Source organism: Bacillus sp. AP50, assembly GCF_040492675.1.
In the GTDB taxonomy this organism is placed as follows: Bacteria; Bacillota; Bacilli; order Bacillales; family Bacillaceae_G; genus Bacillus_A; species Bacillus_A cereus.
Window position 1 is genome coordinate 1 of record NZ_JBEUTW010000136.1, and the last position, 2,683, is coordinate 2,683.

Below are 2,683 nucleotides of genomic sequence, written 5' to 3' on the forward strand. Positions count from 1 at the left end.
CTGTATGCTACAGAGGGCAATCTTTCTTGATGATTAAAATATATACCCAACTGTTAGCAAATATATTAAAAGACATTGTCATTAATTCACTTTAAATTTCACTTCTGGGTATTTGGAGTCCAATTTTTCAAGCGCAGAGCTATCGTCTACCTGTTTCACATATCGATCAAAAAAAGCGAGACTGAATTCGTTTATAATACGGTGAACGTATCTTGGATCTTCATCTAAGCTTCGTAACAAAGGAGAGAACAAATGAAAATCAGTGAAACTCGTATGATTGGTATGGGGAATAACCATTGACATGCCACCACCTGCAAGTACATGGTCACTACGAACTTTTCCCTCTAAAAAATCTTTCGTGGAATCATCACTAGTCTCTGCATTCATAATCAAAAACGGTTTTCCAACTCTAGATTTCGGAACATTTTCCCCATATAATGTACCATCCATATTGATGGCTGCTTTGACACGGGAGTCTTCCACTAACACTTGCGCAGCTGTAGCTCCACCATAAGAATGTCCAAACATTCCAATTCGGGATGTATCCATTCTTCCTGTAAAGCGATTATCTTTATCGCTTTGGTTAAGCTTCTCTATTTGATTAAGTACAAAAACAACATCTTCCTTCCATAATTTGATATGGCGATCTCGTTCGGCAAAATCAGTTAAATTGATCGACTGTACAAAAGCGGTTCTGCCATCTGGAAAGACGGTAGCTGCAGCATCATAGGTATGATCAATTCCTACGACGATGTAACCTTGGCTGGCCAACTCCTCCACCTCAAACGTGTTTTGATTGCGAAAACCGCTTAAACCATGGGAAAAGAGTAGGACCGGATAACGTTCCTCTGAATCTGACAATTGAGCTTCCATGAATGCATTCGACTTCATCAAGCCTAGATGATGAAACGCGAATGCTGGAATAGACAATGATTTTTCCAACCCCTTGGCAATCTCATCCGAGTTATGGATATAAGGTGCGCGATTCATCTCTCCTTTTTCTTTTGCAGGATACCAAACCTGAACCATCAGCTCGCGCCGGCCGTTCAAATCTTTCATATAAGGTTCTTCTCGATTATAATCAATCCAATGATAAAGTGTAGTACCAACCTTGAAGGGACCGCTCGTTTTTTCAAATAAAACTACCGGCATGAGGGAAGGAAGCATGACCGCAATAGTCAAATAAATGACCAGTAGCGCTGTCTTGACTGTGAATGCCCCACAACTTTTAACGTTCTTTTTTGATTCAGCAAATAGATAGCAGCTTGTTAAAATAAATGGGGACAAATAAGCAGGAATCATCTGCCAGCGATACCCTTCTACGATAAGCTGCACAACAACCACACAAAAGGCAACTGTTAGAATGAAGACAGACCATTGTTTTATTTTCTCACTAAAAAACAATATACAGCCTAGAATACTAAAATTCACAATAATTATAACAGTCTCAAAAAAATCCATTTACATTCCTCCTATACCCGTATTTTATCTTCAAGGACATCCCAGCCAAATTGAAAAAACAATTTAAAATTACAAACTTTTCGTTTCCATCTCTGATTATCTTAATCCGTACCTTCAGTACCGAAAAATTATTTTTGGTACTAATTTTATATTATACCGAAATCTTCCAGACTGTAAAGTATAATTACCCTTAAGTAAAATCGACATAAAGTGAAACTTTAATCAGTGGGGTTTTCTTCATCCCCCACTGATTATCAGCCCTCACCAATCGGACTTTGGCAGTTGATCTCCCACCTAAATTCTTTGCTTTCACTGAATTTTGAGGTAGGAATCTTACTGCCCATTAAAGCGGGATAAAAATAAAAAATGAGCGGGGCTACGTTAACCTGTATGGTTATTGTGACCCTACTCATTTTTTATGTAGAAGTACTATTTAATCCTTACTTGTGATTCCATGCAATATGATATCGGCCATCATTGCAAGTGACTCTTGTAGAGTAATTTGGTTAGAGGCTATACTCCCCTGTTCAAAAATTGATTTCATTAACGTTTTGAGTGTTTGGATTAGCACTGGAATGTCCATTGAACGTAAAACACCGCTATTGATGCCCTCTTCAACTAGCCCAGTAATTACCTCCCATTCTTCATTTATGCCTTGTTCTATTTTTGCCCACTGCTCTGGATGGTAACGTCGCAGTTCAATCAGTAAACGTACGAAGCTGTGCTGAAAATCCTTAGGCACAATTAAAAGAATCCCTTTTAATTTTTCCGGTATGTTCAAATTCGAATTATCGATAATTTCCCGAAAACGTATTTGGGCTTCTTCATTTATTTGCTCAACTACATAACCAATAAGCTCGTCCTTAGATGGAAAATGCTCGTAAAGCGTACTTTTGCTTACACCTAGATCACGAGCTAAATCACTCATTGTGAATTTTATTCCCCTTACATGAAAAAGCGCAATAGCAGTTTTGGCAATCCGATCTTTCATCATTTATTCACCTCATACCAAAATAGTAAAGTTATTATCTCTCCAGTACTATAATAGTACTTCGAGTACAAGAATAGTTTAACTTTTTATTTCTTGAAGGTCAAACGTGATGAAGATGATGATATTTCACTTCATAGCCTTTAAATGAAAATATTATGTTTTTTATGGAAACCAAGTTTATTTTTATCATTGCGGGGACATCAAAACTTTAACTTGATAGGGATATGGCAC

Annotated in this window: 2 protein-coding genes; both read right to left on the bottom strand. The window is 37.5% G+C overall.

Annotated features, from left to right (window positions below; genetic code table 11):
* Positions 1-81: 81 nt before the first annotated feature.
* On the bottom strand, positions 82-1,461 hold the full coding sequence (locus ABWK52_RS12010) for an alpha/beta hydrolase family protein (protein ID WP_353771942.1): 1,380 nt from the start codon (positions 1,459-1,461) through the stop codon (positions 82-84).
* A 433-nt stretch (positions 1,462-1,894) separates the two neighbouring features.
* The gene (locus ABWK52_RS12015; RefSeq protein ID WP_000654863.1) at positions 1,895-2,452 is read right to left on the bottom strand and encodes a TetR family transcriptional regulator; all 558 of its coding nucleotides are present in this window, start codon (positions 2,450-2,452) and stop codon (positions 1,895-1,897) included.
* Between the last annotated feature and the right edge of the window lie 231 nt (positions 2,453-2,683).

Bases quoted from the DNA above. Each gene is read 5' to 3' on its own strand.
- ABWK52_RS12010 (WP_353771942.1), bottom strand. From the start codon at position 1,461: ATGGATTTTTTTGAGACTGTTATAATTATTGTGAATTTTAGTATTCTA.
- ABWK52_RS12015 (WP_000654863.1), bottom strand. From the start codon at position 2,452: ATGAAAGATCGGATTGCCAAAACTGCTATTGCGCTTTTTCATGTAAGG.